The sequence below is a fragment of the Pseudomonas sp. MWU12-2037 genome (genome assembly GCF_023242345.1).
Lineage (GTDB): Bacteria > Pseudomonadota > Gammaproteobacteria > Pseudomonadales > Pseudomonadaceae > Aquipseudomonas > Aquipseudomonas gingeri_D.
In genome coordinates, this window is the sequence record NZ_JALLIZ010000014.1 from 46140 (window position 1) to 71917 (window position 25778).

Here is a 25778-nt window from a genome sequence, read left to right on the forward strand (position 1 = left end):
CAGCGAAACCGGCGGCGGTCTTGAAAGCCGCCGTCTTGAGCCTTCCAGCCAGAAAAAAACCTGACCGAAATCAGGCTCTTATTAAACTAAAGTTCATGTCCTGCAAGGGGCTTTTGACTCGGAACTGTCACATACCGACCCTTTAATTGTTTCAAGAGTTTGCTGCTCTTATTTCAATTCTGTGACTAGGATCCGAACCCAATGAACAAGCTGTTGAGCCCCTTAGTGGGCGCCGCCCTGGCGAGTGTCACGATCTACGCCCATGCGGATTTCATCGATGACAGTCACGCCGACGTGACCCTCCTTAACCGTTACCTGAACCAGGATGGTCAAGGCGTCAGTGGCAGCACGGCCAAGGCCAAGAGCTATCATGATTGGGGCCAGGGCTTCCAGTTCGACTTCAAGTCCGGCTACACCGACGGCACCATCGGCCTGGGCCTGGACCTGCAGGCGTTCTACGGCCTGAAGCTCGACTCCGGCGGCGACCTGGACGACAAAACCCACCAGGGCCGCTACCCCGGCAGTATGTTCCCGCTGGACAACGGCAAGTCCGTCGACCAGTTCGGCGTGATCAGCCCGACGTTCAAGGCACGTTTCCTCAAGGATGAACTGCGCATCGGTACCCTGTACCAGAACAACCCGATGCTGGCCAACACCGACGGCCGTCTGTACCACCAGACCAACACCGGTGCGCAACTGGTGTCCAAGGACCTGGACAACTTCACTTTCACCGTCGGCGATATCACCCAGACCAAGATCCGCAACGAAACCGGCGACACCGGCATGATCACCGCCGGCGGCACCAAGAAAAGCGATCGCTTCCTCTACGGCGGTGCCGACTACGCCGGTATCCCGGGCACCACCCTGAGCGCCTGGTACTCGAACCTGTCGGACTACTACCAACAGGCCTTCCTCGGTGCCAAGCGTCATGACGCCCTGCCTGTCGGCGCCATCGACAGCGACTTCCGCGCCTACCGCAGCCTGGGCACCGGCGGCAACGCCGATGGCGACAGCCAGTACTCGGCCGCCGGCTACTACGGCAACGGCCTGACCAAGGGCCGGATCAACCAGTCGACCGTCAGCCTGATGGAAAGCTACAGCCTGTCCGGCCACACCGTCGGCCTCGGCGTGCAGAAGAACAGCGGCAACAGCGACTTCCCGTACCTGGACTCCGGCCTGAACAGCGGTGCCGAACTCCAGGGCCCGGGCTCGGGCGCCGACAGCCCGGCACTGACCAATATGCAATTGAACAAATTCCAGCACGCGGGTGAGCGCAGCTGGCTGGCGCAGTACAAATATGACTTCGCCCAGTTGGGTGTGAATGGCCTGGTGTTCGCCACCACCTACGTCCATGGCGACCAGATCCGTACACCGGCCGATCCGAATGCCAAGGAATGGGAACGCGATATCTCCCTGGCCTACAACGTCCCTACCGGCCAACTGAAAGGCCTCGGCGTGCGCTGGCAGAATGCCCATGCAAGCCCGGACATCACCGGCCAGACGATCCAGGACGAAAACCGCTTCTACGTGAGTTATGTGATCCCGATCTGGTAGGAAACCGCAGTAAGCCCTGACCGTTAGACCCCATGAAAAGCAGGCTTGCCCGCGAAGAGGCCATCAACACCGGCTTAGCTTCGCGAGCAAGCCCGCTTGCTTTATCCAGGCTACCCGCTGCTGATCAAACGGCTTGCCGACGCATTCAAGGCCATCAATCTCAGGAACAACAACGGCTTCAGGTTTTGTTAGACGTGTCGCACTCAGCTTTAGCACCATCCCAATTTATCTTTGATTCTACCCAATGCTTTATTCGGATAGCACTTGGGGGCTGGCGTGGGTAGCGGAAGTGGCTCATCCTCCGTTCCAGAATTGGTAGCATATTCAGATGTAAAAGTGATCGAAACGCTGAGAGTGTTACTCCCAAAACCAAAAGTACTAAACGCCTCATCCCCGCCTTCAGAGCTGGACACTGGCCCTTGCTCATGCACTGGTTGAGCCTGCGCCTTAGACGCAAACCCTCCGACAAAGCAGACCGCGATAAGCAGTAAAAACAGCACAAACACTTTTCGCCCCCAAAAAACAGGCCCACCCGAGGCACCATCAATCACAACGTCACCCATTAACCGCTCATTGAATAATCCGTTCATGTCAACCTCCTCGACATTCCAAGCCTAGAACTTAAAGGCCGCTCCCAGAGAACCAGCCTGCGCCCCCCTCAGCTCGCCCACCGCCAGAAATGACGATAGCTAAAAGGCCGCGTCAAAGTGGCCACTCAATAGGCGTGGCTCACTCAACTTTAGCAACTACTCAGTTTATTTTTTATTCTGTTCAATGCACTACTCGAAGAGCACACAGGGCTTGGCGAAGCCGGCTTTGAAGTCTCATCAAAAGCCACGAACGAACCATAACCAACTTGCGGTATACTGATTATGCCTTCACTATCATCCAGCGCTGAATAATCACCTCCCCCTGGACTAGACACTGCATCAGTAAGACCTGTCCCTTGATCATGCACTGTTTGAGCCCGAGCCTGAGTAGTCAACCCTCCAACAAAGCAGACCGCAATAATAAGCAAAAATAGCATAACCGCCTTTCGCCCAAACAAAACAGACCTGCCCGCCGTACTATCAGTCACAACGTCAACCCTTAACAGCTCATTGAATAATCCGTTCATGTCAGCCTCCTCGAAAATCCACGCGCAGCACTTAAAACCGCCGTCATAAACCAGACTGCCCCCAAACCCTCAGGCCGCCTACTGTCAGAAATGACAGTTCGTATAGCCGTTCGTCTGAAATGACCATTCACTCTCCATCCAACAGGCCGCCTTAAAAACGACGAGCGGTAACGCGAACTGTCATTTCTGACAGTAGGCGCCTCGCCAATTAAGGCTCAGCCTTTTCCTCACAGGTATGGAGCCTGGCGAGACATCATGAGGATACGTTCATGAAACTGAATAAATCGTCCATCACAGCCGTCTTCAATATCGTCATTTTCTGTCTGGCCCTCGCCGGACTCAGCGCCACGGCCCAGGCGGCCTTGCTCGATGAAGGCAGCGCCAGCGGCAATAACTGCACGCCCGCCTCGGTCAATGATGCCGGCGTGGAAGTCGGCACCTGCACGGACAGCAGCACCAACACCAGCGTCGCCTATATCGCCGCGACTTCGGGCAACGAAGTGGACCTGGCGCCCCTGGTCACCGGCTACGCCTGCGTGGCCGGGGCCATCAACCATGTGGCCCTGGCCAGCGCCATCATCGTCGGCCGTTGCCAGAATGCCTACGGCGTCTGGAACGCCGTTACCTGGCAGGCCAGCAGTCCGAGCACCACTCCGCGGCTGCTCGCCCCCCTGACCGGTTTGCTCGGTCTGGGCGCGGACGTCAACACCAGCGCCAGCGGCGTCAACCTGGCCGGTATCGTCGTCGGCGACAGCATCAGCGGCAACGGCACCCACACACCGGTCTACTGGGCGGCGGGCACCAGCAGCGCCGTGGAACTGGCCGGTGTGCGGGTCCTGCTGGGCCTGCTGTCAACCGACCCGATCAATTGCGCCGTCAGCGATATCAGCGACACCACTCCGGCCGTCGTCCTGGCCAACTGCCCATCGGGCGCCAGCGGTCACGGCAAACCCATCCCGCTGGTCTGGACTTCCCTGAGCAGCAACGCGGTCAGCGTCACGCTCCCTACCGGGGCCAAATATTGTGAGGTCGGCCAGGTCAATGTCCTCGGCAATATCGCCGGCGATTGCACCTTTGCCACCAGCACCCGCCAAACGACCTTCTGGTCGAGTGTCAGCGCCACGCCGACTGTCATGAGCTCCGTCGCGGTCAGTGGTATCTCCCAGGTCAGTACCCACAATGGCGCCGTCGACATGAACGCCTCCGGGCATATCGCCTGCAATTTCAGAAACACCAGCGGCGAAACCGAGGCCTGCTTCTGGAATCCGAGCACAACCACCGGCACCGCCCTGGCCCCGATCAGCGGCGGTGTCCGCGACGCCGCGCGGGCCATCGGCAACAACGACACAGTCCTGGTCAACAGCGAAACCGCTACCGGCAGCCTGCACCAGAGCCATGTCCTGGCCGGCGGCACGGCGGTCATCGACGACGGCACGCTGAGCGGCGGGGTCAACAGCGCCGGCACCGCCCTGTCGCCGGATGGGCACACCGCCGCGGGCATCAGCGAAACCACCGGCGAAATCGCCGATGCCGATTCGGAGGCACTCTAGGTCGGCAAGTCCTGATGCCCTTCAACCAGGCCCAAATCCATAGTGTTGTAAGAGGGGCGCTTGCCCGCGAAGCTTTTGCTGGCCTCAAGGGCCTCCTCGCGGGCAAGCACCGCTCCCACAGGTCACATCACAGGTCATGGATCACATCGCGGGTCACAGAGGGCGTGGCGTTTTCAATCATCCAACCGGATTATCGAACAGCGGGAACTACACTCGATCCATCAATCTCCGGAACAACCATTCCCCCAGGTCTTGTACTTATACTCCCTGATCTCGCCGCTCGGCGTCTTGTAGGTCATCTTCGCATCGACGATGCCACAGGCATAAGGGTCGGAGTCCACGCGGACAACTTCGGCAATGTCTTTCCTGTCCAGGGCGAAGGCTTGGGCGCTAAAGATAAACAACCCAATAGTCAGGCACTTGGTATAGATATTCATGGTAATTCACTCAAAATAAGAAACAGGGAACAACCTGCCGCGCTGGGCAGACAACACCTGCGTAGACTCTCAACCAATGATTATCCTTGAATTAAGAAAATCACTAACTTTCTTAAATAAAACTTTATAAAACCCTCTGCTTATAGCCTATTGATTCCGCCCCGACGCCCGTACTTGACAGGCCCAGTCAAATATAACAAAAGTTACACTTACCCATATCCCATCAAACAATTGCGCTATTAACGGGCCGCCTTATCGCTCACCGCGACGCCAGTTTCAACTCCATAAAGCCATCACTCGCTCAAGGCCCCCATCAGCCGCCGCGCCAGAATCGGCATTAACCTCTGCTCGCCGAGGCGTCTTCCCGACCAACGGTCAGCAGAACTGTCATTTCTGACAGTAGCCGCCCCCGGGCTTCGGGTTCAGGCTGTTCCGACAGGCATGGAGCCTGGAGAGAGCACCATGAACGCCCTGATGTCCCATGACCTGGGCAGGCTCGCCGTCGACTGGCTGGTCGACGCCGGCCGCCTGAAGCCCGCCGATCTCGACCGGGCCCAGCAGCTGCAGGATGGCGGTGCACGACAGGATTCGACCGAGTTGCTGACGCGTCTGGGCCTGGTTTCGGAACAGGACCTCGCCCAAGCCTGGTCGACCCTGCTCGGCGCGCCCCTGCTGGCGCTGGCGAGTGCGCCCGATCTGCTGGAAAACCCGCCCGAGCTGGCGCCGCGCTTTCTCAAACAGCATTGCCTGGTGCCGCTGTCGGCCCCCGACAGCGAGTTGCACGTGCTGATCGCCAACCCGAACCAACCCCACGCCCTGCACGCGCTGGAGTACGCCTGCCAATGCCCGGTGCGCCTGTCCATCGGCCTGCGCAGCGATATCGAGCAACTGATCGAGCGCTACTACGGCCAGGGCCGCACGGCGATGGGCACCCTGATCGAGAACCTGGAAGACGACAACGGCAACCAGAAGACCGATATCGAACACCTCAAGGACCTCGCCTCGGAAGCACCGGTGATTCGCCTGGTCAACCTGCTGCTGCAACGGGCGGTGGAACAGCGCGCGTCGGATATCCATATCGAACCCTTCGAGAACCAGCTCAATGTCCGTTACCGGGTCGATGGCGTGTTGCACCTGGCCGAGGCCCCGCCCGTGAGTTCCTCGGCGGCGGTGATCTCGCGGATCAAGATCATGGCGCGCCTGGATATCGCCGAACGCCGCCTGCCCCAGGACGGCCGGATCATGCTGCGGGTGCAGGGCAAGGAACTCGACCTGCGGGTGTCCACCGTGCCCACCAGCTTCGGCGAGTCGGTGGTCATGCGTTTGCTCGACCGCCAGACCCTGTCCTTCGACTTCCCCAGCCTGGGCTTCGACGGCGCCCGCCTCGAAGCCTTTCTCGACGTGCTCGAACGCCCCCACGGCATCCTGCTGGTCACCGGCCCGACCGGCTCGGGCAAGACCACCACGCTGTACACCGCCCTCGCCCGGCTGAACACCGCCGAACGCAAGATCATCACCGTCGAGGACCCGGTGGAATACCAGTTGGAGGGGATCAACCAGATCCAGGTCAAGCCGGCCATCGGCCTGGACTTCGCCGGGGTGCTGCGCTCCATCGTGCGCCAGGACCCGGATGTGATCATGATCGGTGAGATGCGCGACCTGGAAACCTGCCGGATCGCCATCCAGTCCTCGCTGACCGGCCATCTGGTGCTCTCGACCCTGCACACCAACAGCGCCGCCGCGAGCATCACCCGCCTGCTGGACATGGGGGTCGAAAGCTACCTGATCGCCTCGACGGTCAACGGTATTCTCGCCCAGCGCCTGGTGCGCCGGCTGGCCCCGGAATGGCGGGAAAGCTTCGAGGCGCCAGCGGAACTGGTGGCCGAGCACCAACTGGAGCGGTTTACCGACGAGCGCCCAATCCGTCTCTATCGCCCACGGCCGAATGCCCCCGGCAACGGTTATCGCGGGCGCAGCGCCCTCAGCGAGTTGCTGGTGATGAACGAGACCCTGCGCTCGCTGCTGATGCGCCATGCCGACGCCGCGACGCTGGAGCAGGCCGCCCGGGCCAATGGTCTGCGCACCCTCTACGAAGACGGCTTGCGCCAGGCCCTGGCCGGGATCACCAGCCTGGAAGAGGTGCTGCGCGTCACGCGCGGCGACTGAGCATGGAACATTATCGTTATCGCGCCCTGGACCCCACCGGCAGTACCGTCAGCGGCGCCCTCGACGCCGAGGGCGAGGACGGCGCCGCCAGCCAGTTGCAGGAACGCGGCCTGCTGGTGTTGCAGATCGAACCGGCAGCGGCCGGCAGCACACCGGGCGGCAGTTGGTTCAATCGCCCGCCGCTGAATGCCGATGAACTGGAGCGCTTCACCCAGCAACTCGCCACCTTGCTCGACGCCGGCCAACCGTTGGAGCGGGCCTTGAACACCCTGGTCCGTCAGCCGGGCAAACCCCAGGCCAAACGCCTGCTCGAACGCATCCGCGACCGGGTCAAGGGTGGCCAACCGTTGTCGGCGGCGATGGCCCTGGAAGGCCCACCGTTCACGCCGTTGTACCTCAGCCTGGTGCGCGCCGGGGAAGCCGGCGGCGCCCTGGGCGAAACCCTCGGGCAACTGGCGGCCTACCTGGAACGGGCGCAGAAAGTCCGTGGCGAAGTGGTCAATGCACTGATCTACCCGGCTTTCCTGCTGGTCGGCGTGCTCGGCTCGCTGGTCCTGCTGCTGGCCTATGTGGTGCCGCAATTCGTGCCGATTTTCAGTGGCCTCGGTGTGCCCGTGCCGCTGATCACCGAAGCGATCCTCGCCCTCGGCCAATTCCTCGGCAACTACATCCTCTACCTGCTCGGAGCCATGGCCGTGCTGGTCGGCTGGCTGGCCCGGCGCCTGCGCACGCCGCAAGGCCGTCGGCAATGGGATTGCCTGATGTTGCGCGCCCGGGTGATCGGGCCATTGCTGCTGCGCCTGGAAACCGCCCGCCTGGCCCATACCCTCGGCACCCTGCTGAGCCAGGGCGTGGCGCTGATCAGCGCCTTCGATATCGCCCGCCAGGTCTGCCGCAACCAGGTGGTCCGCGACGCGGTGGACCAGACCATCGTCCGGGTCAAGGACGGCAGCCGGCTGTCGGCGGCCATGGAAACCACCGCGACCTTCCCGGAACTGGCGTTGCAGATGATCCAGGTCGGCGAAGAGTCCGGGCAACTCGACCGCCTGCTGCTCAAGGTCGCGAGCATTTTCGACGCCGAGGCCAGGCGCCATATCGACCGCCTGCTCGCCGCCCTGGTGCCGTCCCTGACCCTGGTGATGGCCGCCCTGGTCGGGCTGATCATGCTGGCCATCATGCTGCCGCTGATGAGCCTGACCAATAACCTCTGAAAGGAAGCCGCCATGACCGCCAGTCGCCCGCCGCGTTACCGCCACCAAGGTTTCACCCTGCTGGAAATGCTCGCGGTGATCGTTCTCCTCGGCGTGATCGCGACCATTGTGGTGCGCCAGGTCGGGGCCAATGTCGACAAGGGCAAGTACGGCGCCGGCAAGGCGCAACTGGCCAGCCTGTCGATGAAGATCGAGGGTTACGCCCTGGAGGTCGGGACCCCGCCCAGGGACCTGGTCGACCTGACCACCGCCCCCGCCAATGTGCACAACTGGAACGGCCCCTACGCCAAACCCAGCGACCTGCTGGACCCTTACGGCCATCCGTTCGGTTATCGCTATCCCGGCGTTCACGGGCCCTTCGACCTGATTTTCTATGGCAAGGACGGGCAACCCGGCGGCGACGGCTACAACACCGACGTGGGCAACTGGGAATAGCCATGGCCAAGCCACGCGCTGCCCGGGCGTTCACCCTGCTGGAAATGCTGGTGGTGATCCTGATCATCTCCGTCGGCGCCAGCCTGCTCGCCCATAGCGTCGCCGGCGGCCTGGAAAACGCCCGTGACCGCCAGGCCAAGCGCGAGCTGAGCCTGGCATTGCGCAATGTGCGCAGCCAGGCGGTGCTGACCAGCCAGCCGACCGCCCTGCACTTCGACCTGATCCGCAACAGCTATCGGGCCGCGGGCCAGGCAGAGCATTTGCTGCCCGCCGGCATGCACCTGCGCCTGACCACCGCCGCCGAGCTGTCATCGGCCCGCGAGGGGGTGATCGAGTTCTATCCCGACGGCGGTTCCAGTGGCGGCAATGTCTATCTGGAACACGGCCCGAGCCATTGGCGGGTGGATGTCGCCTGGCTGACCGGCAAGGTCAGTTGGCAGGACGGTGCCGGCCCATGAAAACACCGAACCAAGACGGCTTCACCCTTCTGGAAATGCTCGCGGCGGTGGTCCTGCTGAGTATCGGTTTCGCCGTCTACCTGAATGCCATGGCCAGCACGACCCAGGCCCTGCTGCGCGACGAACAGAGCACGCGCATGGCGCTGCTGGCCAAGACCCTGTTCGACGATCAGAGCCGCAAGCTGCTCAAGCCAGGACACTGGCAGGGCAACCTGGCCCAGGTGCAATGGCAACTGACCGCCACCGCGCAGCCTGCTACCCCGCAACCGGGCACCCCACAGGTGGACCTTTACCGACTGGAACTGGTGCTGGAACAGGGCAGCCGCCAGGAACGCTTTGTCACCTGGCGCGCCCAGGGCGCCACGCCAGGAATCATGCCGGGAGCCACGCCATGAAATCGCGGCTGCGGGGGTTCACCTTGCTGGAAGTGCTGGTTGCCCTGAGCCTGCTCGGGCTGTTGATGGTGCTGATCGCCTCGGCCCTGACCGCCAGCAACCGCACCCAGGAACTCGGCGAACGCTATTCCACTCGCCTGGACGAAGTCCGCTCGGCCCAGGACTTCCTCAGGAGCGCCGCGCAACAGGCCTATCCGGCGGTGTTTCGACGGGACGCGAACAACACCGCCAAGGTGTTCGACGGCGAAGCACAACAGATGCGCTTCGTCGCCCCGCTGCCCGCGCGACTTGCTGGCGGCCTGCAACTGCACGTGTTCTCCCTGGTGGACAACCGCCACGGTTCCAAGGACCTGCAAGTGGCGTTCTTCCAGTTCGACTCCCAGGGCCTGCATGCCTGGGGCGAACCGCAGATCCTGCTGCCCGACCTGGACAACTGGCAATTGAGCTACCGTGGCCTGGACCCACGTTCTCAGCCCACCGACTGGCTGCCCCGCTGGCCCTGGCCGGAGCGCCTGCCACTGGCGATACGCGTCCAGTTGCAGGCCCACGGCCCCATTCCCTGGCCGCCGCTGGTGGTCGTCATCCGCTTGAGCCTGGGCCTCGATGAAGCCCAGGTCTCGCGATGAACGGCCAACGCGGGGCCGCCCTGGTCCTGGCGCTCTGGGCCTTGGCGCTGTTGAGCCTGATAATGGCCGTGGTGGTCGGCACGGTGCGCCTGGAAAACCGCCAGAGCGCCTATGCACTGCAACACGCCCGCGCCCTGCTCGCCGCCGAGTCCGGCCTGGCGCTGGTGGTGCAGAGCCTGGTGGCCAAAGTGCCGGGGATGGTCGCCGACGGCCGCACCTACCACCTGACCCTCGAAGACGCGCAACTGACCGTCGAACTGCGCAGCGAACGCGGCAAGCTCGACCTCAATCAGGTCACCCCCGAAGCGTTCAACCAGATACTGGGTTACCTGGGCGCCAGCCCCGCCCAGGGCCGCAAACTGACCCAGGAGCTGCTGGCTCGCCGCAGCGGCAACGACCCGCTACGAACCCTCGAGCAACTGCAGGGGTTCGCCGCCATGGACCGGGCGCTCTATGGGCAACTGGCGCCGAACCTGACGCTCTGGACCGGCCTGCCCCAGCCGGACCCGACCTATGCCACCGCTCCCTTGCAGGCCGCGCTCAAGCTGCCGGCGCCCGTGGCCGAAAGCCCGGCCGGCCCGATCTACAGCGCCCAGATACAGGCCATGCTGGTGGCGCCTTTTACCGCCAACCTGAACGTGACCTTCCTCCTCAACCCACAAGCCGAGGGCACGCAACTCTATCGCGTGCTGCGGTGGCAGGAATGAAAGCACTCCAAAGGCCCTGGCTCGGCCCACTGCAAACCACCACCACACGGCTGGCGCAGCATTGGCAAGCCTCCCGACTACCGGTGTTCCTGCGCTGGTGGCGCCGGGAGCTGATTGCCTGCCTGCCCAGGCGCTGGCGCGAGCGCCTGGAATCATCGAACCAGGAGCACCTGCTGTACTGGCACGAAGGCGCCCTGCATCACACCTCTGGGGATGCCGAGCCGGTCGCGTCGGCACCGGCCCAACGCCAGGTCTTGCTGCTACCCAGCGAACAGGTCCTGCTCAGCCGCGTGCAACTGCCCCTCGCGGCCGCCACCCAGGTCCATGAGGCGCTGGCCTTCGAGATGGACAAGTACACGCCGTTCAAGGCCGCCCAGGTCTATTTCGATACGCTGCGCGACCCGCGCGAAGACCGCACCCGGCCGGTGTTCGAACTGACCCTGGTGGTCGCCCTGCGCGAACGGATCGATGCGATCCTCGATGAGGCGACGCGCAACGGCCTGCGCATCGATGCCATCGACGCGCTGGATCGCAACGGCGCACGCCTGCACGTCAACCTGCTGCCCGCCCAGCGCCGTCCCCAGGAGCGGCATCCGGCCCGACGACTACGACTCAGGCTGATATGGCTCGGTGCGGGCCTGTTGCTGCTCGCCATGCTGATGTGGGTGCATAACCGCCAGCAAGCCCTGGACGCCATGAACGCCGAGGTCGCCGCGCTACGCAACGACACCCGGCAGATCCAGGTGCTGCGCCAGCAGCTCAACGAACTGCTCGACACCGGGCGCTACGTGCAAACGCAAAAGACCTTGGCACTGTCCAGGACCGCGCTGCTGCAGGAACTGACCGCCTGCATTCCTGGCGACACCTGGCTGGAACAGTTGGATCTCGATGCCCAGGGCACCCTGACCCTCAGCGCGCAAAGCAGCCAGGCCAGTGACCTGATCGGCAAAATGAAAACCTGCACGGACCTGCGCAACCTGCAGTTCCAGGGGGTGATTCAAGCCGACGCCAGCACCGGCCAGGACCGACTCAACCTGACTGCCCACCTGGGTTCCCCGGAGGAGCGCCATGCCCCTGCGCCTGACACGCCGTGACCAACGCGGGGCGGCCCTGCTACTGGCCGCGCTGGGGCTGATCGCGGCCTACTTTATCGGTATCCATTGGTGGTTCACCGCGCCCTTGCAGTCCATCAGCGAGGACATGGACACCCTTCGTGCCCAGCGCCAACATTACCAGGCCCTGGAGCTCCAGCGTCCCCTCCTCGAAGCGCAACTGGCACAAGCCCGCAACGCGCCGAGCAGCAACGACAGCCTGCTGCCGGACGCCGATACCGGCGCGGCCACCGCCCAGCTGATGCAACGGGTGGCGACACAGCTCCAGGCCCTGGCCCCCGAGGGCGGGGACTGCAGCATGACCAATCGCATGCCGATCCCGGTCGTCGACAGCGCGCCGTACCGCCAGGTCAAGGTCAGCATCAACCTCGACTGCGCCATCGAACCCCTGGCGAGCCTGCTCTATGCACTGGAAAACCAGCCGGTGGCGCTGTTTGTCGAAGCCCTGAGCATTCGTCGCAACCCGGTGCCGGCCCCCGATGCCAATCACCGCCTGGCGGTGCAACTGCAAATAGGCGCCTACCTGAACAACCCGCCGGAGAAGAATCCCCCGGGCAGTAAAGGGGAGCCAAAAACATGAAAAACCCGGGCAGGCCGACGTTTTGGCTGAGCGCCTGCGTGGTATCGCTGGCGGTCCTCTGTCTCGCCCTGTTCGAGGGCCTGGGCGCGGGCATCGAGTGGTACCCCGACCAGGTTCATAGCCTGCCGACCTCGTCTGTCACACCGACCACGGTGCAAGCCACACCGGCGCTGACAGCCTATGCCGAGATCTGGGAGCGCTCGCTGTTCAACCGTGACCGCAAGCCCGACCCGGTGAGCAGAAACGAACACGACACGCAATCGCTCGCCGGATTTTCCCTGAATGGCATTGCCGTTTCCCCGGCGTTGCGCAAGGCGCTGTTCAAGACCCGGGAGGGCAAGAACCTGAGCGTCGCGGAAGGCGAAACCCTGCCCAATGGCTGGCGGATCGAACGGATCACCGCGCAAACCGTGTCCCTGAGCTTCAAGTCCACCCAGCAGGAACTGAGCCTTCCCGTTTTGAAACTGCCGGCCAGCGCCGTGCATTAAGACCACCTCGGTGCCCCGCACCGCAGGTGCCGTAAGGGCCGCACAAGGATGAACCACCGTGATCGAACGTGCCGTCTACCCCTGCCTCATCAGTTTCATCCTGCTCTCGGGCTGCATCGCACCGGCGAACAATGATGAAGTGCATGACGACCAACTGCTGCGCGACGGCCTGTCCGGCACCGGGCCGGATCGCCCGCCCCTGGCGCCGACCGTGCCCCGCGCCGGCGTTGCGGCCACGCCCCTGGCGGCAACGACCTCGGGGTCACAGATCATCCGCGGCAGCCAGAGCCTGGTGGCACGCGGAGCCCCCCCGCTCAAGCCGCCGACGACGTCCCAGGGCAATGACGGCACGATATTCAATTTTGCCGGCGTGCCGATCCAGGCGGTGATCAATACCATCCTCGGCGATGTACTCAAGGAGAACTACAGCATCGGCCAGGGCGTGACCGGCGAGGTGACCTTCTCGACCTCCAGGCCGGTGGACAAGGCCCAGGCGTTTGCCATTCTCGAAACCCTGCTGTCCTGGACCAACAACGCGATCATCCGCCAGGGCGAGCGCTACCTGATTCTCCCGGCCAACCAGGCGGTCGCTGGCCAGCTCACGCCCCGGCAGTCGATTCCGGAACCGGGCAGCGGCCTGACCGCGCGCTTTTTTGTGCTGGAGTACATTTCGCCGCTGGAAATGCAGAAACTGCTCAAGCCCTTTGCCCGGGAGAGTGCCTTCCTCGCTGTCGACACCTCGCGCAATGTCCTGGTGATGGCCGGCACGCCGGATGAACTGAACAACTACCAGCAGACCATCAACACCTTCGACGTCAACTGGCTCAAGGGCATGTCCATCGGGGTGTTCGGCCTCAAGCGCGCCAATGTCAGCCAATTGATGCCGGAGCTTGAGCGACTGTTCGGTGCCCAGAGCGGTACGCCGCTGGCCGGCATGCTGCGTTTTCTGCCCATCGAGCGGACCAATGCGATTGTCGCCATCTCGCCGCAGCCGGAGTACCTGAATGACGTACGCCGCTGGATCGACACCATCGACCAGGGCGGTGGCGACGAGCCACAGATGTATGTGTATGACGTGCGCAATATGAAGGCCACGGACCTGGCCCGTTACCTGCGCCAGATCTACAGCGATGAAGCGGTCACCGAAGAAGGCGCGGCCCAGGTCGCGCCGGGGCTGCGTACCGTGACCCTGAACAGCAACGGTTTCGGCAGTGGTTTGGGCAACGGCCTGGGCAGCACCGCCGGCAGCAGCGCGGGGTTGTCCGGCGGCACCGGCAACGGCCAGGGCCTGCCACCGCCCGTCAGCAGCACGGCGGGCACCTCGCCGGAAAAGACCAACGACTTGCAACTCGCCCCGCCCGGCCAGGCGAATGTCGCGCGCGCGCCGGTCAATGCCAACAACCCGACCAACTCGGTGCGCATCACCGCGCAGAAAAGCAGCAACCAACTGCTGGTGCGCAGTCGGCCGACCCAATGGGCCGAGATCCAGTCGGCGATCCAACGGCTCGACAACCCGCCCCTGCAGGTGCAGATCGAAACCCGGATTCTCGAAGTCGGCCTGACCGGCTCGCTGAATCTCGGCGTGCAGTGGTACCTGGGGCGCCTGGCCGGCAACTCGACGACCGCCGGCATCGCCAACGCCTCCGGCAGCCAGGGCGCCCTGGGCCAGGGTGGCGCGGGCCTCGGCGCCACGGACTCGTTGTTCTACTCGTTTGTCAGCAACAACCTGCAAGTGGCCCTGCATGCCCTGGAAACCAACGGCAATACCCGGGTGCTGTCGGCGCCCTCGCTGGTGGTGATGAACAACGAACAGGCGCAGATCCAGGTCGGCGACAACATTCCGATCAACCAGACCACCATCAACACCAGTACCACCACCATCAGCACCAGCTCGGTGCAGTACATCCAGACCGGGGTGATCCTCGATGTCATCCCGCGGATCAATCCCGGCGGCCTGGTGTACATGGAGATCCAGCAACAGGTCAGCGATGCCAGCACCACCGTCGATGCCAACGGCAACCCGACCATCTCGACCCGCGCGGTCTCGACCCAGGTGGCGGTGCAAAGCGGGCAGACCATCCTGCTCGGCGGCCTGATCAAGCAGAACCAAAGCGCCACCGACAACAGCGTCCCTTACCTTGGTAAGATCCCCGGCCTGCAATGGCTGTTCGGCAATACCCAGCGCCAGCACGGCCGCTCGGAACTGATCGTGCTGATCACCCCGCGAGTGATCACCGGCAACAGCGAGGCCCGGCAGGTCACCGACGAGTACCGCCAACAGTTGCAGTTGATGAAACCCCTGGAGACTCGCCCCGGGAACGCCGCCCATGCAAAGAAATGACACTTTTCCAGCACTTGCAGACCCAGCGGCACTACACTTTGCGAAAAGAGCCGAAGCCGCCACGTCAACCGGACACAGGAAGTACGCAATGATGCGATGGAGCCGATATAGAAGTGCGGCGCTGGTCACCCTGTTTGCCATTCTGGTCAGCCTCCTGGCGTTCCTGCTGATCAAGGCCTTTTCCCGGGAAACCTCCACCTATTTCGAGTCCCGCGACCTGCTCCGCCAGCTCAAGCAGTTGGATGCCAGGCTCGACGCGAAGATTCTCAAGACCCGCATCAGCGACGAATACAATTACAACCTGCTCGCCATCCCCATCGCCGATTCCAGCCGACGCTGGGACCAGTTGGTCGCGCAGAACAGCTCCCTGGACAACTCCAGCATCTGGCAGGCGCGCAAGAAGGCCTACCTCGACGCCACGGCGGAAAAGAACAAGCTGATCGAGCAGTTCCAGGCCCACAACACCGCCTTGCGCGATGACCTGGAAACCCTGTCGGCGATCGAAGACACCGTCCAGACCGACCTGGAACCCTTCAGCGCCGAACACCCGGTGGAAACCCTGAGCGTGCTCTACAGCGCCTCGAAGCTGACCTTGAGCGCCCTGGAATATGCGCAGCACGTGTCCAATGGCAAAGCCGACAAGATCGAACGGCAGATCCAGCACCTGGCGGCACAAAAGACCAGCCTGCCGGCGGCCCTGGGCCCGTCCATCGACAAGCTGATCGCCCAGGCCAATGTGGTGGTCAGTGAACAACCCCAGGTCAATGACCTGCTGGACCGCATCGGCTTTATCCCGGTGGCCGCCAGCCTCGACGGCATCAACGAACTGTTGAATGAAATCCAGCGCCGCGCCGAGCTCCAGGACCGCCAGTACCTGATCTATCTCAGCGTGTGCGCGGCGCTGATGGCCGTGCTGGTGTTCTACCTGATCATTCGCCAGTTGCGCAGCTATGCGCTGATCAATCAGATGAACAGCGCCTTGCAGCTGTCCAATGATCGCCTCGAACAGCGTGTCGAAGAACGCACCCGCGAACTCAAGGAAGCCCAGAGCGAGCTGATGGACGCCGCGCGCACGGCCGGCATGGCGGAAATCGCGACCAACGTCCTGCATAACGTCGGCAACGTGCTCAACAGCGTGAACATCTCCGCCGATCTGGTGACCCGCAAGATCCGCTCCAGCAAGGCCCAGGGTCTGACCAAGGCGGTACAGTTGATGAACGAGCACGCCGACGACCTGGGGGACTTTGTCAGCCGTGACGAAAAAGGCAAGCTGCTGCCCGCCTACCTCAACCAGCTGGCCGCGGCCGTCGCCACCGAGCAGACCGAGATCATCCAGGAACTGGCGCAACTGAGTAAAAGCGTCGACCACATCAAGGAAATCGTCGCCACCCAGCAATCCTATGCCGGCGCGGCCAAGCTGCTGGAAGCGGTGAACATCACCGACCTGTTCGAAGATGCCCTGCGCATGAACTCGGGGGCCCTGAACCGGCACAAGGTCACGGTGCTCAAGGACTACCACCCGGTCCCGACCTTTCTCGGCGACAAGCACCGGCTGCTGCTGATCCTGATCAACCTGATCAGCAACGCCAAGTACGCGGTGTCGGACCTGACCAACCGCGACCGGGACATCACCCTGGGCGTGCGGGTGGTCGACGGCAAGACCCTGCGCATCAGCGTCAAGGATGAAGGCGAAGGCATTGCGCCGGAAAACCTCGCGCGGATCTTCACCCATGGTTTCACCACCCGCAAGGACGGCCATGGTTTCGGCCTGCACAGCTGCGCCCTGGCGGCGATCGAGATGGACGGCCGCCTCTACGTGCACAGTGACGGCCCGGGCAGGGGTGCCCTGTTCACCCTGGATATCCCCCTGCAAACCATCCATATGCAAGACGAGCATCCTGCGGCGAACGCCTCCCCCGCCTCGGTATATTCGAATATTCATCAATGAGAGAGAGCCTTCCGCCAGCACTCGCTTTACACTTTGTCCCCGCCCTTTTTCACCCAAAGATCCATCCCCGATGACCGAAAACTTCGAAGTCCCAAGCCCTCACGAAAAACACGTCGAACACACCACCGAACACGCCCATGCCCGTGGAGACGGCTTTGCCAGCCGGATCGCGGTGATGACCGCGATCATGGCCACGATTGGCGCCATGCTCAGCTACCAGGCGGGCTCCACGGAAAGCGAAGCGGCGATGGACAAGAACAACGCCGCGATCCTCAAGACCGAAGCCGCCAACCAGTGGAACTACTACCAGGCCAAGTCCAGCCGGCAGAACCTCTCGGAAATGGCCAGCCATATCCCGGGCCTGGACGCCGCGCACTACACAGCCGAGGTCGAGCGCTACAAGAAGGAAAAGGAAGTCGTGCGGCAGAAAGCCGAGGGTCTGGAAGCCAAGAGTCGCGAGTGGGATGACAAATCCGAGCAGGTCCTGCACCAGCACCATCGCTGGGCCCAGGCGATGACGGCGATCCAGATTGCCATTTCGCTGGCGGCGATCACCTTGCTGACCCGCAAGGAATGGCTCAAGCGCCTGGCCTACACCGCGGCGGGTGTCAGCGTGGTGCTAGGCGGCCTGGCCGCGGCACATATCTGAAACGGTAACGCCCGACATCAGTCAACCCGGTACCGGCCGGGCTGACTGATGAAGCCATATGACCGCGGCTTACGCCTTGGTGCTGATGGTTTCGCCGATCGGCTGACCGCTGCCGTTGGAAACGGCTTTCGGTGCGGCAGTGGCCGTGGCGGTGTGATGTTGCTGCTTTTGCACCAACTTCTGCGCTACGCGGTCGCCATGACTGGCTTCCTGTGCGGTTTGTGCCGCAGTTTCGGTCGCTTCCTTCAAGGCGTCGGCGACGATGCTGGCGGTGGTGGTAGTGGAAGTTTTCTGTACAGGTGTCGGGGTCGTCTGGGACTGACCGGCAATATGCACAGAGACTGGATTTGCAGCCGGAATTGCGCCGATGGACATCGGACTCTCCTTAAGTTGGGATCAGCAGACGTGCCCGGCCATGACTTGGACCGGAGCACGGTTCACTACTTACTGTCTCGACCCTTCAAACTGGCCCGCCTGCGAAACAACCGGAGGCGAGGGAGAGATTGATCCTCGGCATGTACCCGATCCGTTACGGTCAGGTGAAAACTTCGTATATCCCGGATTTGCGAAGGGTTTGCAGTCAGGTACAAACAGGCCTGCACACCGCGGAACCTGTGGGAGCCGGCTTGCCGGCGATGGCGTCTGAATGGACAGCGCAAGGCTCAAGGGCCTCATCGCTGCAAGCCAGCTCCTACAGGGGTTGCGTTATCAGATCTCGCCTTCCACGTCTTCCAGGCTGAAGGTTTCGGTGGTGTCGTTGTAGGAGAAGATCTCGGCATAACGCCCCCAGCTGATCACGCTTTCCAGGGTCTGCTCGACGAAGTCTTCACTGAGGGAGTCTTCCAGTTCCTGTTCGAAACGCACCCGCGGCGCCCAGTGCCCGTTACGCTCCTGCAACACCTGGCGAATCCGCGCCGCCAGGGGCACGGTGCGCAGCAGATGCTCGGCAAACATCACCTTGCGTTCCTGGGTACCGTCTTCGGCAAAACGCTTGCCCGCATCGGTGAGCTTGATATCGGCCCCGCGCAGTTCGGCAAAACCCAGGTGCTCGAGCATCTCGGCCACCGGAAACAGGTCATCGACTTCCAGCAGCAAGCGCTCGGCGACGTTCGGCAAACCGGCATGACCATGGTACGGCTCAGCCGCCAGGGCCTCGATCAGACCGGCCATCAGGTTGGTCGGCACTTCCGGCAGGCGGCTGCCCAGTTGCAGTTCGGCCTTGCCGGTGCGTTCGTCGGCACTGCGACGGTTGGTCATCAGCGCATAGATATCGTCGACCATCTTGCGGAAGATCGGGTCCAGGCGGTTGCGCGGGTGGGCGAACGGCACCTTGATCTGCGCCACGACGCGTCCCGGGTTGGACGACAGCACCAGGATGCGGTCGCACATCAGCACCGCTTCCTCGATGTTGTGGGTCACGATCAGGATCGACTTGATCGGCAACTGCCCGCCGCTCCACAGCTCCAACAGATCGGTCCGCAGGTTTTCCGCGGTGAGCACGTCGAGGGCGGAAAACGGCTCGTCCATCAGCAGCAGGGTCGGGTTGACCACCAGGCCGCGGGCAAAACCCACGCGCTGGCGCATGCCACCGGACAGCTCGCGCGGATAGGCGTTCTCGAAACCGTCGAGACCGATCAGGTCGATGGCCGCCAGTGCGCGCTTGCGCGCTTCCTTGGGCTCGACCTGCAAGGCCTGCAAGCCGGCTTCAACGTTTTCCAGCACGGTCAGCCAGGGAAACAGGGCGAAGGTCTGGAACACCATCGCCACGCCCTTGGCCGGGCCGTCCAGGGCTTCGCCGTTGTAGAGCACTTCGCCGGAAGTCGGCTGGATCAGGCCGGCAATGATCCGCAGCAAGGTCGACTTGCCGGAGCCCGAGCGCCCCAGCAACCCGACAACTTCGCCTTCGTGCAGGTGCAGGTCGACTTCGCTGAGTACCTGACGCTCATCCTTGCCGTTGCCAAAGCCCTTGCTCACATTGGTGAGCGAGTAGATTTCGCGGGCGCTGCTGGTGTATTCGATATGACTGTTCATAAGAGCGGCTCGGATTAATTCAGACGAAGTTTGTTTTCGGCGATGGCGTACATCGGCCGCCAGAGCAGACGGTTGAAGGCCACCACAAAGACCGACATGACCACGACGCCCAGGGTGATTTTCGGAAAATCGCCGGCGGCCGTGGTCTGGGCGATATAAGCCCCCAGGCCATGGGCCACGACCTTGTCCTGGCCCCAGGAAACGAACTCGGAAACGATACTGGCGTTCCACGCGCCACCGGAAGCGGTGATCGCACCGGTCACGTAATACGGGAAGATCCCCGGCAACATGACCTTGCGCCACCACTGCCAGCCACGGATATGGAAGTTCGCGGCGGCTTCACGGAAGTCGTTGGGGAAGGCGCTGGCCCCGGCAATCACGTTGAACAGGATGTACCACTGGGTCCCGAGCACGATCAGCGGGCTCAGCCAGATATCCGGGTTCAGGTTGTAGTGCAGGATCACGATGACGAACACCGGGAACAGCAGGTTCGCCGGGAACGCCGCGAGGAACTGCGCCAAGGGCTGGATCTTCTCGGCCAAGTGCGGACGCAGGCCGATCATCACCCCCAGCGGCACCCAGATCAGCGAAGCCACGGCGATCAGCAAGGTCACCCGGACCAGGGTGATTGCCCCCAGGCCAATGACTTCGCCGACATCGGCGAGGGTCACTTCACTGCTGACATACATAGCGATGTGGTACAGCGCATAGGCCGCGAGCAAGGTGATGAACACACCCCAGACCCAATCAACCACCCGCGACGTCGAGGGGTTGGGTGCGCTGGCCCGGGACTTGACCCGGGGCAGGCTCAGGCGCATATGGCCGACGCGGGTGAAGAAACGTGAAATCGGCCGGATCAGACGCTGGATGATCCGGGTCCGCTGGATCAGGTTGAGCACCCAGGACTCCGGCGCGCCGCCCTGGGCCGCGGTGTCTTCCATGCGGAACTTGTCCGCCCAGGCCACCAGCGGCCGGAACAGGAACTGGTCGTAGACCAGGATCACCACCACCATCGCCAGGATCACATAACCCACGGCGGTGAGGTCACGCTGTTCGATGGCGGTGGCCAGGTAGGAACCGATGCCCGGTAGGGTGATGGTCTTGTCGCCGACGGTAATCGCTTCCGACGCCACCACGAAGAACCAGCCGCCGGACATGCTCATCATCATGTTCCAGATCAGCCCGGGCATGGCGAATGGCACGTCAAGCTTCCAAAATTTCTGCCAGCCGGACAGGTGCAGGCTCTCGGACACCTCCGTCAGGTCCCGCGGCAGCATGCGCAGCGACTGGTAGAAGCTGAACGTCATGTTCCAGGCCTGGCTGGTGAAGATCGCAAAGATCGCCGCGCACTCGGCGCCCAGCACCCGTCCTGGAAACAGCAGGAGAAAGAAGGTCACGGTGAACGAGATATAACCCAGCACCGGCACCGACTGGAGGATATCCAGCACCGGCACCAGCAGTTTCTCGGCGCGTTTGCTCTTGGCCGCCAGGGTCCCGTAGAGAAAGGTGAAGATCAACGCCGCGACCATAGCCGCGAGCATGCGCAGGGTGGTGCGTATGGCATATTCCGGCAGGTTGGCCGGATCGAGGGAGATCACCTGGCTCTGCAGGGTCGAGATCGGGGCCCAGGTTTCCCGCGCGCCGATCGAGAAAAACAGCAGGAAACCCACCACCAGCGGCAGCGCTATCAGGTCCCAGCGGTTAGGCAACAGGCGCCGCGTGCTGGCCGGGATGTAGTGGCGTAATACTTTATTCATCGTCAATGATTCCAGCAGCGTTCTGAAATACAGGCCCACGAACTTCAGGGTATGAACGCACGAAGCGCTACGGCGCCGGCAGTCTAAGCACAGCACATTCTGAAGAAGTGGTTGGAAAATCGTCGAGGCAAGGCCACGTACTGAACGCTACAGACTGGATACCGGGGCGACGGCTGCGCACCGGCGGTATCCCTTTGTAAATCCCGCTACGTGGCCTACCGAGAATGGGCAGGGTCCAAGTTCGAATCTCCTGGGGGTGGCGGTTGAAACGTGGGGGGTATGGCTCAGGGCGGAAGTATACATTTCAAAATGTTACAGATATGTATATTCCGCATAATTTGTCAGGTTAGCGTCAGGAATGCGCCCAACGCCGATGCAGGCCGCGCGCCAGGGCATCGAGCATAAAACCCAGCACGCCGATCAACAGCACCATGGCCATCAGTTCCGAATAGGCCAGGCGGTCACGGGTGTCGAGGATAAAGTAGCCGAGCCCGGCGCTGACCCCGAGCATTTCGCAGGGCACCAGCACGATCCAGAGAATCCCGATGGACAGCCGCACGCCGGTCAGCACATGGCCGAGGACACCGGGCAGGATGACCTGGCGCAGGGTTTCCCAGCGGGTCGCGCTGAGGCTGCGGCTCAGTTGCAGCCAGCGCGGGTCGAGCTGGCGCACCCCGGCCACGGTATTGAGCAGGATCGGCCAGACAGCGGCAAAGGCCAGCAGGAAATATATCGGCTGGTCACCGACCCCCATCAGCATCACCACCACCGGCATCCAGGACAACGGCGAGATCATCCGCAGAAACTGGAACGCCGGGGTGGTCGCCGCCTCCAGGTGCCGATAGCTGCCGATCAGCAGCCCCAGCGGCACGCCGACCAACAGGGCCAGCAACAGCCCGATCAGAATGCGCTTGAGGCTGACCAGCACGTTTTCATAGAGCTCGGCACGGCCGAGCAGCTCCACCAGGCTGGTCAGTGTCGCTTCGGGCGAGAAGCGCGCCGACAGCCCGTCGGGGCTGCCGAACAGGTGCACGCCCAGCCACCAGAACAGCAGCAGGCAGAACAATCCCGCCAGGCCCAGCCCCCAATGCAGGAGCGATGAGGAAGGCTTGCCGATCAAATGCCGAACTCCTCGCTGCGTTCAAAGCTGTCCGGCAAACCGAAGGCCTTGAGCCCACCCACCGCCGCCAGGCTGTTGCGTACGAAGCGGTCGTCCACCAGATCACGGGCGGTCTGCTGCGGATCGAGGCCAGCGAGGAAACCCTTGTCGCCCTCGATCAGGGTGTTCTTCAGGCGCTTGACCAGTTCCTCGGTATAGCTGGGGAACGGGTACGGCTGGAAATCGATGCGCTGCTCGTCCCAGTTGCCGTGCTGGATCGCCCCGCTGGCCAAGTAGGCGTCACGATCGGCGGCACTGGGCACCAACACCCGATTGAGCACCTGCGGAGTGTGGGGGGTGTAGCGATTGGCGCCGTCCTTGGACAGTAACTTGGCCGCCTCGGCGCGGTTGTCACGGGTCCAGAGCTGGGCCTTGACGATGGCGTTGACCACCTTCTGCGACCACTCGGGCCGGTTGTTCAGGTCCTGCTCGTGCATGAACACCACGCAGCAGGCGTGATTGCGCCAGAGATCGCCGGTGAAGCGCTGTACCCGGCCGACCTTCAGTTCCTCGGCCAGGGCATTGAACGGCTCGGCGACGATATAGCCGGCAATGCGCTTGCTCGCCAGGGCCGGCGGCATATCCGAGGGCGGCAGCACCACCAGGTTGACCTCGTTGGCGGCCAGCACGCTGCTGGTGGGCTTGCTCACCGGTTGCAGGCCGTTGTCGCGCAGCAGTTGCTGGACCACCACGTTGTGGATCGAGTACCAGAACGGAATCGCCACCGACTGCCCGCCCAGTTGTTTGACCTCGGTGATACCCGGCCCCACGGTCAGGCCCGAACCGCCGACATGGTTCCAGGCCACCACCTTGGCCGGCACCTTGCTGCCGTAGCGCGCCCAGACGGTCATCGGCGACAACAGGTGGATCACGTTGACCTGCCCGGAAATAAACGCCTCGATCACCTGGGCCCAACTGCGCAGCAGCACCGGGCGCTCGGCCTGGATGCCTTCGGCCTCGAACAGGCCGTTGTTATGGGCCACCAGCAACGGCGTGGCATCGGTGATCGGCAGGTAGCCGATGCGCACCGGCGCATTGGGCTCCGACGCGGCACGGGCCTGCAGGCTGTTGAGCAGCGGCAAGGCACCGCCGGCGGTCAGCAAGGCGCTGAGTTTGAGGAAGTCACGACGTGTATGGGTGAAGTCATCCAGGCACATGAGCCATCTCCGACGTTTCGAGCAAAGAATGAGGGGGTGAGGTGCGGCTGGCCCGCCGAAGGGTCTTGAGAATCTCGATACGCAGGGTGCCCAGTTCCTCCACCAGCTCGGCACGCGGCTGAGGCAGGTCGATACGCCACTCGCCGAGGGTCCGCGCCGGGCTGTGGCCCAGTAGCAGGATCCGCTCGGAGAGCTGCAGGGCTTCATCAATGTCGTGGGTGATCAACACCGCCGCCGTGTTGTGCTCGGCGATCACCTTGAGCAGCAGTTGTTGCATATCGGCGCGGGTCACCTCATCCAGGGCGCCGAAAGGCTCGTCGAGAAACAAGACCTGCGGCTGGCGGGCCAGACAGCGGGCCAACGCCGTGCGCTGGGCCATGCCGCCGGACAACTGCGCCGGGTACTGGCCCCGGGCGTGTTGCAGGCCGACGGCGGCAATCGCGTGGTCGATCCGCGCCTTGCGCTCCTGGGCATCCAGGTGCGGCTGGCGGGCGAAGTCGAGGCCGAAGGCGACATTCTTTTCCAGGCTCAACCAGGGCAGCAGGCTGGGGTCCTGAAAGGCCACCGCCACCCGCGGGTGCGGGCCGTCCAGGGGGTCGCCGAGGAAATGCACGCGGCCTGCGTGAGCCGTCTGCAAACCGGCCAGGACCCGCAACAGGCTGGATTTACCGACGCCGCTGGGGCCGAGGATCGACACCACCTCGCCGGCTTGCAGTTGCAGGTCGAAACCTTCCAGCACCGTTTGCCAGCCCTGTTCGCGGGGGTAACCGAGGCTGATCTGCCGGGCCTCCAGCAACGGCCCGCTCATGCCGCGGTATCCCGGGCCTGGCGTTGCAGCTCGGCGCGCAATTGCACCAGGCTCGGGGTGACGATCGGTACAAACGCCGACTCGCGCCAACGCCGGGCGAAGCCACTGCCGTATTCATTCAGATAGGCCTTGCCGCCGCTGGCCTGCAACTCCAGTTGCACCGCCTGGGCGACCGACTCGGCCAGGCTGATGCGGATCTGGAACAAGGCGCTCGGCTGGGCCAGGAAGCGCCCGTCGTGCAGACCGTTCTTGAGTTCCTCCACCGTTTGCTCAAGAGCGTGGCGCTGTTCCAGCAAGGGTTCGCGCAGAATCGAGCGGGTGTCTTGCAGATGGCCGTCCACTTCCTTCAGCGCCTGGCGCGCCAGGCCGATGGCCATGCCGCATTGCAGGCCGAGGAAAGCCGGGCGCACCACCGGCAGAAAGACCCGGGCATCGTCGTGGAGCAACCAGTCGCGGCTGACTTCCACCCGCTTGAAGTCCAGGGCGGCGGTATTGCTCGACTGCAGGCCCATCAGTTGCAAGTCGTCCGAGCGTTGCAGGCCGCTAAGCGCATCCGGGATTGCCAGCACAAAGGGCGTACCGCCCTCCTCCCGCTCAATGGCGGCCGCCACCACAAAGCCGCTTTTGCGCAGATTGGTCACCCAGTGCAGACGACCGTCGAGGCACCAGCCATCGCCTTGATCACGGGCCCGCAGTTGCAGCGACTCGATGCCCGAGAGGAACTTCATGGCATTCGACAGTCCGGTGGCGCCGGCCAGTTCACCGCTGAGCAACGACGGCAGCAGATGCTCGCGCAATGCCGTGTTGGGACTGTGCAGCAGGTACTCGATAAAAGCCCGTTGGCCCCAGAACACAAAGGCCGCCGACAGGGAATGGCTGGCCACCTGGGCGATGCTTTCCACCGCATCGGCCACCGTGCCGCCGCTGCCGCCCTGGGCCTCTGGAACACCGATGCGCAGCACCTTGGCCGTCGCCAATCGGGAAATCACATCCTGTGGGTCGCACTGCCCCAGATCCAGAGCCTGGGCTTGTACGTCGAGCCATTGACTCAGTGCCGGATTGAGCATGTCGTTTTCTCCTTGAAGACAACGT

25 protein-coding genes are annotated in these 25778 nt (G+C 63.1%); 15 read left to right on the plus strand and 10 right to left on the minus strand.

The annotated features are described in order from the left end of the window. Positions 1-201 precede the first annotated feature (201 nt). Complete coding sequence (locus M5B42_RS22700) at positions 202-1554, plus strand: OprD family outer membrane porin (RefSeq protein WP_103495569.1); 1353 nt, start codon at positions 202-204, stop codon at positions 1552-1554. A gap of 209 nt (positions 1555-1763) precedes the next feature. Here the strand turns inward: M5B42_RS22700 and M5B42_RS22705 are convergent, their stop codons facing one another. Beyond that, positions 1764-2144, minus strand: a complete 381-nt coding sequence (locus tag M5B42_RS22705) for a hypothetical protein (protein WP_248747081.1) — start codon at positions 2142-2144, stop codon at positions 1764-1766. 149 nt (positions 2145-2293) lie between these two features. After that, the gene (locus M5B42_RS22710) at positions 2294-2671 is read right to left on the minus strand and encodes a hypothetical protein (RefSeq protein ID WP_248747082.1); all 378 of its coding nucleotides are present in this window, start codon (positions 2669-2671) and stop codon (positions 2294-2296) included. A gap of 269 nt (positions 2672-2940) precedes the next feature. On the opposite strand from M5B42_RS22710, the gene M5B42_RS22715 reads away from it, so the two are divergent. Then, positions 2941-4221: a hypothetical protein gene (locus M5B42_RS22715; protein WP_248747083.1), complete on the plus strand. Its 1281-nt coding sequence runs from the start codon at positions 2941-2943 to the stop codon at positions 4219-4221. Between the two features lie 221 nt (positions 4222-4442). Here the strand turns inward: M5B42_RS22715 and M5B42_RS22720 are convergent, their stop codons facing one another. After that, positions 4443-4658 carry a DUF2790 domain-containing protein gene (locus M5B42_RS22720; protein WP_248747084.1) on the minus strand — a complete coding sequence of 72 codons (216 nt, stop codon included), beginning with the start codon at positions 4656-4658 and terminating at the stop codon, positions 4443-4445. A gap of 474 nt (positions 4659-5132) precedes the next feature. Here M5B42_RS22720 and gspE point away from each other — a divergent pair, with 474 nt between their 5' ends. The 13 genes from gspE to M5B42_RS22785 all read left to right on the plus strand — a co-directional run bounded on the left by gspE (position 5133) and on the right by M5B42_RS22785 (position 17774). After that, positions 5133-6824 (plus strand): type II secretion system ATPase GspE, encoded by a 1692-nt coding sequence (gspE, locus tag M5B42_RS22725; RefSeq protein ID WP_248747139.1) that lies wholly within the window; start codon positions 5133-5135, stop codon positions 6822-6824. Between the two features lie 2 nt (positions 6825-6826). Further along, entirely contained in the window at positions 6827-8035 is a 1209-nt protein-coding gene (gene gspF, locus M5B42_RS22730; RefSeq protein ID WP_248747085.1) for a type II secretion system inner membrane protein GspF, read from the plus strand. Between the two features lie 12 nt (positions 8036-8047). Then, the gene (gspG, locus tag M5B42_RS22735) at positions 8048-8470 is read left to right on the plus strand and encodes a type II secretion system major pseudopilin GspG (RefSeq protein ID WP_248747086.1); all 423 of its coding nucleotides are present in this window, start codon (positions 8048-8050) and stop codon (positions 8468-8470) included. 2 nt (positions 8471-8472) lie between these two features. Then, a complete protein-coding gene (locus M5B42_RS22740) occupies positions 8473-8928 on the plus strand; it encodes a GspH/FimT family pseudopilin (protein WP_248747087.1) in 456 nt (151 codons plus the stop codon). After that, complete coding sequence (locus M5B42_RS22745) at positions 8925-9323, plus strand: type II secretion system protein (RefSeq protein ID WP_248747088.1); 399 nt, start codon at positions 8925-8927, stop codon at positions 9321-9323. The genes M5B42_RS22740 and M5B42_RS22745 overlap by 4 nt, the downstream gene beginning before the upstream one ends. Continuing rightward, positions 9320-9949: a prepilin-type N-terminal cleavage/methylation domain-containing protein gene (locus tag M5B42_RS22750; protein ID WP_248747089.1), complete on the plus strand. Its 630-nt coding sequence runs from the start codon at positions 9320-9322 to the stop codon at positions 9947-9949. The genes M5B42_RS22745 and M5B42_RS22750 overlap by 4 nt, the downstream gene beginning before the upstream one ends. Continuing rightward, complete coding sequence (locus tag M5B42_RS22755) at positions 9946-10656, plus strand: helix-hairpin-helix domain-containing protein (RefSeq protein ID WP_248747090.1); 711 nt, start codon at positions 9946-9948, stop codon at positions 10654-10656. Before M5B42_RS22750 ends, M5B42_RS22755 begins: the two co-directional genes overlap by 4 nt. Next, the gene (locus M5B42_RS22760; protein ID WP_248747091.1) at positions 10653-11750 is read left to right on the plus strand and encodes a PilN domain-containing protein; all 1098 of its coding nucleotides are present in this window, start codon (positions 10653-10655) and stop codon (positions 11748-11750) included. The genes M5B42_RS22755 and M5B42_RS22760 overlap by 4 nt, the downstream gene beginning before the upstream one ends. Continuing rightward, positions 11725-12348 (plus strand): type II secretion system protein GspM, encoded by a 624-nt coding sequence (gene gspM, locus M5B42_RS22765; RefSeq protein WP_248747092.1) that lies wholly within the window; start codon positions 11725-11727, stop codon positions 12346-12348. The genes M5B42_RS22760 and gspM overlap by 26 nt, the downstream gene beginning before the upstream one ends. Continuing rightward, positions 12345-12836 carry a general secretion pathway protein GspN gene (locus tag M5B42_RS22770; protein WP_248747093.1) on the plus strand — a complete coding sequence of 164 codons (492 nt, stop codon included), beginning with the start codon at positions 12345-12347 and terminating at the stop codon, positions 12834-12836. Before gspM ends, M5B42_RS22770 begins: the two co-directional genes overlap by 4 nt. A gap of 58 nt (positions 12837-12894) precedes the next feature. Then, complete coding sequence (gspD, locus tag M5B42_RS22775; protein WP_248747094.1) at positions 12895-15177, plus strand: type II secretion system secretin GspD; 2283 nt, start codon at positions 12895-12897, stop codon at positions 15175-15177. Positions 15178-15265: 88 nt separating this feature from the next. Continuing rightward, positions 15266-17125 carry a DAHL domain-containing protein gene (locus M5B42_RS22780; RefSeq protein ID WP_248747095.1) on the plus strand — a complete coding sequence of 620 codons (1860 nt, stop codon included), beginning with the start codon at positions 15266-15268 and terminating at the stop codon, positions 17123-17125. Between the two features lie 70 nt (positions 17126-17195). Next, entirely contained in the window at positions 17196-17774 is a 579-nt protein-coding gene (locus M5B42_RS22785) for a DUF4337 domain-containing protein (RefSeq protein ID WP_248747096.1), read from the plus strand. A gap of 69 nt (positions 17775-17843) precedes the next feature. Here the strand turns inward: M5B42_RS22785 and M5B42_RS22790 are convergent, their stop codons facing one another. The 7 genes from M5B42_RS22790 to M5B42_RS22820 form a co-directional block, all read right to left on the minus strand. After that, positions 17844-18149: a hypothetical protein gene (locus M5B42_RS22790; RefSeq protein WP_248747097.1), complete on the minus strand. Its 306-nt coding sequence runs from the start codon at positions 18147-18149 to the stop codon at positions 17844-17846. Positions 18150-18482: 333 nt separating this feature from the next. Beyond that, positions 18483-19805: a nitrate/sulfonate/bicarbonate ABC transporter ATP-binding protein gene (locus M5B42_RS22795; RefSeq protein ID WP_103495575.1), complete on the minus strand. Its 1323-nt coding sequence runs from the start codon at positions 19803-19805 to the stop codon at positions 18483-18485. A gap of 14 nt (positions 19806-19819) precedes the next feature. After that, positions 19820-21562, minus strand: coding sequence for an ABC transporter permease subunit (locus tag M5B42_RS22800; protein ID WP_248747098.1), 1743 nt, complete (start codon positions 21560-21562; stop codon positions 19820-19822). A 352-nt stretch (positions 21563-21914) separates the two neighbouring features. Next, the gene (locus tag M5B42_RS22805; protein WP_248747140.1) at positions 21915-22679 is read right to left on the minus strand and encodes an ABC transporter permease; all 765 of its coding nucleotides are present in this window, start codon (positions 22677-22679) and stop codon (positions 21915-21917) included. Further along, complete coding sequence (locus M5B42_RS22810; protein ID WP_248747099.1) at positions 22679-23878, minus strand: ABC transporter substrate-binding protein; 1200 nt, start codon at positions 23876-23878, stop codon at positions 22679-22681. The genes M5B42_RS22805 and M5B42_RS22810 overlap by 1 nt, the downstream gene beginning before the upstream one ends. Continuing rightward, positions 23865-24686 carry an ABC transporter ATP-binding protein gene (locus M5B42_RS22815; protein WP_248747100.1) on the minus strand — a complete coding sequence of 274 codons (822 nt, stop codon included), beginning with the start codon at positions 24684-24686 and terminating at the stop codon, positions 23865-23867. Before M5B42_RS22815 ends, M5B42_RS22810 begins: the two co-directional genes overlap by 14 nt. Continuing rightward, the gene (locus M5B42_RS22820; protein WP_248747101.1) at positions 24683-25753 is read right to left on the minus strand and encodes an acyl-CoA dehydrogenase family protein; all 1071 of its coding nucleotides are present in this window, start codon (positions 25751-25753) and stop codon (positions 24683-24685) included. Before M5B42_RS22820 ends, M5B42_RS22815 begins: the two co-directional genes overlap by 4 nt. Positions 25754-25778 lie beyond the last annotated feature (25 nt).